At 65.4% G+C, this 6,776-nt stretch carries 8 protein-coding genes and 1 pseudogene; 7 read left to right on the top strand and 2 right to left on the bottom strand.

The genetic code is table 11. The annotated features are described in order from the left end of the window. Window positions 1-166: 166 nt before the first annotated feature. Window positions 167-595 (bottom strand): pyridoxamine 5'-phosphate oxidase family protein, encoded by a 429-nt coding sequence (locus ACMO6A_RS14820; protein ID WP_009607861.1) that lies wholly within the window; start codon window positions 593-595, stop codon window positions 167-169. Then, window positions 592-1,032, bottom strand: a complete 441-nt coding sequence (locus ACMO6A_RS14815; protein WP_418471472.1) for a DUF3788 domain-containing protein — start codon at window positions 1,030-1,032, stop codon at window positions 592-594. Before ACMO6A_RS14815 ends, ACMO6A_RS14820 begins: the two co-directional genes overlap by 4 nt. Before the next feature lie 469 nt (window positions 1,033-1,501). On the opposite strand from ACMO6A_RS14815, the gene rsxC reads away from it, so the two are divergent. The 7 genes and pseudogenes from rsxC to ACMO6A_RS14780 form a co-directional block, all read left to right on the top strand. Next, window positions 1,502-2,779, top strand: coding sequence for an electron transport complex subunit RsxC (rsxC, locus tag ACMO6A_RS14810; RefSeq protein WP_233671048.1), 1,278 nt, complete (start codon window positions 1,502-1,504; stop codon window positions 2,777-2,779). Then, on the top strand, window positions 2,780-3,763 hold the full coding sequence (locus tag ACMO6A_RS14805; RefSeq protein WP_009607785.1) for an RnfABCDGE type electron transport complex subunit D: 984 nt from the start codon (window positions 2,780-2,782) through the stop codon (window positions 3,761-3,763). It begins immediately after the preceding gene. After that, complete coding sequence (locus tag ACMO6A_RS14800; protein ID WP_009607890.1) at window positions 3,760-4,368, top strand: FMN-binding protein; 609 nt, start codon at window positions 3,760-3,762, stop codon at window positions 4,366-4,368. The genes ACMO6A_RS14805 and ACMO6A_RS14800 overlap by 4 nt, the downstream gene beginning before the upstream one ends. Then, complete coding sequence (gene rsxE / locus ACMO6A_RS14795; RefSeq protein WP_009306468.1) at window positions 4,368-5,075, top strand: electron transport complex subunit RsxE; 708 nt, start codon at window positions 4,368-4,370, stop codon at window positions 5,073-5,075. Before ACMO6A_RS14800 ends, rsxE begins: the two co-directional genes overlap by 1 nt. Then, on the top strand, window positions 5,075-5,668 hold the full coding sequence (locus ACMO6A_RS14790) for an electron transport complex protein RnfA (protein ID WP_009306469.1): 594 nt from the start codon (window positions 5,075-5,077) through the stop codon (window positions 5,666-5,668). The genes rsxE and ACMO6A_RS14790 overlap by 1 nt, the downstream gene beginning before the upstream one ends. 12 nt (window positions 5,669-5,680) lie before the next feature. Further along, entirely contained in the window at window positions 5,681-6,484 is an 804-nt protein-coding gene (locus ACMO6A_RS14785) for an RnfABCDGE type electron transport complex subunit B (RefSeq protein ID WP_009607778.1), read from the top strand. Continuing rightward, window positions 6,456-6,776, top strand: a pseudogene (locus ACMO6A_RS14780) (hypothetical protein); the annotation flags it as partial. The gene ACMO6A_RS14785 and the pseudogene ACMO6A_RS14780, both read left to right, overlap by 29 nt.

The raw sequence follows: 6,776 nt of genomic DNA, 5'->3' as shown, positions 1-6,776 counted from the left end.
GTGTACTACAAGAAGACCGCCGGCGGCTACGACGAGGCGCTCGCGCGCTACCGCGAGCAGAACCGCCGCTGATACCGCGCAGGCGAGCCGCTGAACGCGAGCGTCGGCGGCATGTTGGAGATACTCGCGCAGACGCTGCTGTTCAGCATCGCGGCCGCCTGGTGGGTCAAACGGCCGGCACGGCGAAATCCTCGGAGCTGAAGTTCTGGTAGTAGCGGCCTCGCTCGGCCGTGAAGCGCAGCACGCAGTAGTCGGGATCGGTCACCCCCAGCGGATAGTACGTTTCGTCGCCGTCGAGCCATATCAGCTCCTTGGCCCACGCGTCTTCGAGCACTTCCATCGTGCCCTTGAGCATGACGCCGCGGAAGAACCGCCGGTCGACGAAGTAGATGCACGCCTGCGGATGAGCGCGGTAATGCGCGGCCCGCATGGACGAGGTGTTCGACGTGAAGTAGAACGTGCGGATGCCCTCGCGCTTGCGCGGCGGCAGCATGGCCTTGACCTCGGGGTAGCCGTCCTCGTCCACCGAGCCGACGAACGAGGTGTTCCGGCGGTCGATGAGGTTGCCGATGGTCTGTTCGGGGTCTCGCATCATGAGCGCGCTCCTTTCGGGGCGGCGCGCAAGAGCATGAGCGCCTCGGCGTCGCGCAATATGTCCTCGCTCGTTACTTCCATCATGAGCCAGCGGCCCATGCTGCTGTCGGCCGAGCGCTCGTACAGGGCGCGCACGTACGGGTCGGCCGTCGCGAGCAGCGCCTCGGCCTCATCCTTCTCCTTCGAGCCCACCGACACCATGCAGATGAAGAAACCGTCGCGCGGATATACCGTGCACAGCGCGCGGCCGCGCGCCTTGTACTTCACGTTCCAACCCGGAGCGCCGCCGCACCGGCTGTACTCGATGCGCGGTTTCGCGCCGTAGCTTTCATCGATGAACGCGGGGAACGCGTCCCACAGGGGATGGTCGATATAGCCGGCGATGTCTTCCATCGTCGGCTCGCGATCGAGGGGAAACAGCTCGTGCCAAGCCGCCATGGGCATCCTCCTAGCTTCAGGGTCGAATAGACGCAGTATATCACACTCAGCATGCTTTGATCTAGAATTTAAGAACTTATGTTCTCTATTTTTAGAGAGAGCGGCCAAAGAGGGGCGGGCGACCGGCGCAGCATGGAAGGCATCGATCCCCGGACGCATGCCGCGCCATCGTGAGCGGCACCGTCCACCGGCGAATTGCGCACGCGAGAATCGGCGCACGCGCCTTTGGCGAGCGACGTGGTTTCCCTTCACCGACGATTCCTGGAATCGGACGTGCGGCTCACGTAGGATGACCAGCATCTCATAACGCAACGAGTTGAGCGCTTCGCCTTGCCCGCAAACGGCCAGGTGAGGCTCAGTCCTATCCGCGCACCGGCCAACCGCGCCAGCCAACGCCCTTCGAGGGGAGTGAACGCCCATGAACGCCACCGCCCTATTGTCGCGATTCCGACGCACGCGAGGCGCCGTCGTGCCCCATCGCAAGGACACGGCGGAACTGGAAACCATCGACATGCCCGTCCCAAGCGAAATCGTGCTGCCCATGCAGCAGCATATCGGAGCGCTGTGCGAACCCGTCGTGAAGAAAGGGGACCACGTGGACGTGGGCAGCCTCGTCGGGCACGCGCCGCGGGGTCTGTCCGCCGACATCTTCAGCGGCGTGTCGGGCACCGTGAAGGCCATACAGCCCGTCTTCTATTCGACCGGCAAAACCGACACGACGGTGATCATCGAATCCGACGGCGCCCAGACCGTCGCGGACACGGTGGCACCCCCCGAGGTGACCGACCAGGCGTCGTTCCTCGCGGCAATAAAGAAAAGCGGTCTGGTGGGCCTGGGCGGCGCGGGCTTCCCCACCGATATCAAGCTGGCGCCGCCCAACCTCGAGGAGATCGACCTCTACGTGGTGAACGCCACGGAATGCGAGCCGTACCTGTCCACCGACTACCGCGAGATGATGGAGAGCCCCGACGACGTGCTGTTCGGCATTCGCGAGACATGCAGGCACCTCGGCATTCCGAACGCGATGATCTGCATCGAGAGCAACAAGCCCAAGGCCATCGAGATCATGCGCGAGCTCACGAAGGACGATTCGTCCATCCAGGTGAAGTCGCTGCCCAGCCGCTACCCGCAGGGAGCCGAGAACGTGCTCGTGCACAATGCCACGGGACGCGTCGTCCCGCGCGGAAAGCGCCAGACCGACGTGGGCGTCATGTTGAACAACGTGACCACCATGGCCTCCATCGGACGCTTCCTGAAAACAGGGATGCCCCTCGTCAAAAGACGCTTCACCGTTTCAGGCGACGCCATCGCCCGCCCTTGCAACGCGAACATCATCATCGGCACGCGCCTGCGCGACGTCATGGAATTCGCCGGGCTGACGAAGGAGCCGCACAAGGTGGTGCTGGGAGGCCCCATGATGGGCAACGCCCAGATCGACATGGACTATCCGGTCATCCGCCAGAACAACGGCGTGCTCGTGTTCAGCAAAGACGCCATGGAACAGCCCGCCACCACCGCATGCATCCGCTGCGGTCGCTGCACGAACTCGTGTCCCATGCAGCTGTCGCCCATCGCCATCAAGAAGGCGTACACGGTCCAGGACGCGAAGAAGCTCGACGACCTCATGGCGGATCTGTGCATGGGCTGCGGCACCTGCTCGTTCGTCTGTCCGGCCAAACAGCCGCTCGCCCAGACAAGCAAACTTGCGCGCGACTTCATGCGCGCCGAGATGGCAAGGAGGGGCTAGATGGAACATACGACGAAACGACCGCTCGTCCTCTCGACGCCGCCGCACGTGTTCGACGGCATCACCACGCAGAAGGTCATGCTGAACGTGGTGATAGCGCTCGTGCCCACGCTGATCGCCTCGTTCGTGATATTCGGCTGGCGGGCGCTGCTGGTTACCGCCGTGACCACGGCGGCCTGCGTGCTGTTCGAGTACCTATGGTGCCTGCTGCGCAAGACCCCCCAGACGGCAGGCGACCTGTCCGCCGTGGTCACGGGCTTGCTGCTGGCCTTCAACCTACCCTCCACCATCCCGCTGTACATGGCGGTGATCGGCTCGTTCGTGGCCATCGTCGTGGTGAAGGAACTGTTCGGCGGCATCGGGCGCAACTTCGCGAACCCGGCCATCGTGGCCCGCATCGTGTTGTCGGTGTCGTTCACCGCGGCCATGACGAACTACGCCGCGCCCCGGGGTTTCCTCCCCGGCGCAACCGGCGTCGATGCCGTGAGCTCCGCCACGCCGCTGGCTCCGGGCGCCGCGCAGCTGCCGTTCATGGACCTCCTGTTCGGCGTGCACCCCGGCGTGCTGGGCGAGACGTGCGGCATCGCCATCCTGCTGGGCTTCGCCTGGCTTCTGGTCACGCGCACCGTCACGTTCACCATCCCGGGCGTGTACGTGGGCACCGTCATCGTGTGCAGCCTGTTCACCGGCCACGACGTGGCCACCCAGGTGTTCTCAGGCGGACTGCTGCTGTGCGCCGTATTCATGGCGACCGACTACACGACCTCGCCCACCACGTTCAAAGGCCAGGTGATCTTCGCCGTGGGCCTTGGGCTTATCACGTGCCTCATCCGCTTCTGGGGGAACATGAACGAGGGCGCGGCGTACTCCATCCTGCTCATGAACCTCGTGGTGCCGTACATCGACTCGCTCACGGCAACCACGCCGTTGGGCGGCGAGAAGAAGCGCCGCTTTGCCCGCGCGAAGAAAGAAGGAGGCGAATGATGGCGAACGCACCCGACACTCCCGCCGCGCCCGCTCCAACCCTCTGGAACAGCCTGGTGAAGCCAGCCGTCGTCCTCGTGCTGATCTGCGCCATCGTAGGATTCCTGCTGGGCTCGGTCGACAACCTCACGTTGCCCACCATCACGGCGAACCGCGAGGCGCGCGCCTGGGCGACCTACAACGCGCTCATCCCCGAGGCGACCGACTTCGAGGCGCTGTCCTGCGACGTGCCCGGCGTGACCGCGCTCATGGAAGCCGACGACGATTTGGGCTACGCCGTCATCGCGCAGTCGAAGGGATACTCCAGCCAGGTTCCCATGGCCGTGGCCTTCGACGACGAGGGCACCATCGCGAACGTCATCGGCATGGACAACACCGAGACGCCCGGGCTGGGCACGAAGGTGCAGCTGCCCGATTTCACCGACCAGTTCCTCGGCCGCGCCGCCGAGCCCCTGACCATCGACGACATCGATGCCGTCACGGGCGCCACCATCTCGTCCAAAGCAGCCTTGGCCGCCGTGAACGAGGCCATCGAAGCCTATCGATCCGCTGCCGGCGAGGCGCCTGCCGCCGCCGCAACCTCGACGGAGAAGGGAGCAGCATAATGGCAGCCATCGACCAAAAGCCCTCGGCGCTTTCCGTGTTCAGCAAGGGCCTGCTCATCGAGAACCCCACGCTGCGCCAGATGCTGGGCCTGTGCCCCACTCTCGCCGTGACCACGGCCGTCACGAACGGCATCGGCATGGGCGTGGCCACCACGTTCGTGCTCGTCTGCTCCGGCATCGTGGTGTCGCTTCTGCGCAACATCATTCCCACCACCATGCGCCTGCCCGCCTTCATCACGGTCATCGCCGGGTTCGTGACCATCGTCATGATGGTCGTCGAGGCGTACCTGCCCGACCTCAATCAGGCGCTGGGCATCTACCTGCCGCTTATCGTGGTGAACTGCATCGTGCTGGGCCGCGCCGAGGTGTTCGCCTCGAAGCACCCGGTGAAGGACGCGGCGCTCGACGGCCTCGGCATGGGCGCAGGCTTCACCCTCACGCTCGTCCTCATGTCGGCCATCCGCGAGCTCTTGGGCGCGGGCACCCTGCTGGGCTTCCCTATCCTCCTCGGCATCGTCGAGCCCATGACCGTGTTCATCATGCCCCCGGGCGGCTTCGCCGTGCTGGGCGTGCTGATCGCCATCTCGGTGGTCTTCGAGATGCGCCGCAAGCGGCGCGCGGGAGAGCCGGAAGACGAGGCCATCGCATCGCAGGAAGACGTGTGCGCGTCGTGTCAGATGTGCGACCTGAAGGAGCGTGAGGCATAATGGCCGAGTACGCAGCAATCCTCTTCAGCATGATCCTGGTCAACAACTACGTGCTGGTGAAGTTCCTGGGCATTTGCCCGTTTCTCGGCGTGTCGAAAAAGCTTGACTCGGCCGCGGGCATGGGCTGCGCGGTGACCGTGGTCATGGTGCTTGCCACCGCCGTCACGTGGCCCTTGCAGCAGCTGCTGAACGCGCTGGGGCTGGGCTACCTTCAAACTATCGCGTTCATCCTGGTCATCGCCGTGCTCGTGCAGATGCTGGAAATCGTCATCCGCTACTTTCTTCCCGCGCTGCACGAAGCGCTGGGCGTGTACCTGCCGCTGATCACCACGAACTGCGCGGTGCTGGGCGTGACCATCCTCGCCGTGGACGAAGGCTACAACTATCCGGAAGCGCTCGTGGCCGCGCTGGGCGCCGGTCTGGGCTTCCTGCTGGCGATGGTGCTGTTCAGCGGCGTGCGCCGGCGCGTGGACGAGGCCGAGCCGCCCAAGGCGTTCAAGGGCATGCCCATCACGTTGATCTCCGCGGCCCTGGTGTCCTTGAGCTTCATGTGCTTCGCGGGCGTGGCCGACAACCTGTTCGGCGTGCTGTAGGAAGGGGGACGAATGGACACTGTCGTTTGGACCGTTGCGCTCATGGCCGCCGTCGGCCTCGTAGGGTCGGTGCTGCTGCTGATCGTCTCGCGCAAGCTGGCCATCGGCGAGGACGAGCGCCTCACCTACCTCATGAGCATCCTGCCGGGCGTCAACTGCGGTGCCTGCGGCCACCCCGGTTGCGAGCAGTACGCGAAGGCCATGATGAACGGCGCGCCGCCCAACGCCTGCACCACCGGCGGCAACCGCGTCGCGCAGGCGCTGGCCGCGTACCTGGGCGTGGAGTCCACGGGCGTGGTGCAGCGCGAAGCGTTCGTGGCCTGCCAAGGCTCGCTCGACCATATCGACCCGCAGCTCGTGTTCAAGGGCGTTCCCAGCTGCCGCGTGTTCAGCACGCTGTCGTACAGCAGCTTGTCGTGCCCGTTCGGCTGCCTCGGCTACGGCGACTGCGCCGAAGCGTGCCCGTTCGACGCCATAGTCGTGGAGAACGGCGTGGCGCGCATCGACACGGCAGCCTGCACCGGCTGCGGCACGTGCGCGAAGATATGCCCGCGCGGCATCATCTCGATGGTCGACCAGGCCTCGTCGCCAACCGCCTCCGTGGTGACGTGCAAGAACACCATGGCAGGCGCCAAAACGCGCAAGGTGTGCAGCGTGGGCTGCATCGGCTGCCAGAAGTGCGCGAAAACCTGCCCCACCCAGTCGATCACCGTGGAGAACAACCTCGCGCGCATCGACACGGACACGTGCATCGGCTGCGGAACGTGCATCGAAGTGTGCCCGACCCATGCCATCAGCAAACTGGTGTTCCAGTGATGCCATGGTGAAGCGTTTCGCGCGACAGAACCGAACCACCCGCTCGTCCCGTCGTTCTTGGACCGGACGAGCGTTTGCTGCGCTGCTCGCGTGCGCGCTGGGCGCCGCGCTGGCCGTCGGCCCCGTCGGATGCGCGGGCGGCGAGCCCGACGGGGCGGACGTCCCGACCGCAACGGCCACCAGCTCCTTCACGGCTATGGACACCGGCATGACCCTCACCGTGCACGTCGTCAGCCAAGCCGTCGCTGACGACGCGGCAAACGCCTGCCGGCAGCGCGTCCTCGAACTGGAC

This window comes from Eggerthella sp., assembly GCF_048329335.1.
Classification (GTDB): domain Bacteria; phylum Actinomycetota; class Coriobacteriia; order Coriobacteriales; family Eggerthellaceae; genus Eggerthella; species Eggerthella lenta.
The sequence above is the reverse complement of the archived record's forward strand: the minus strand, read 5'-3'. Positions and strand labels throughout refer to the sequence as shown.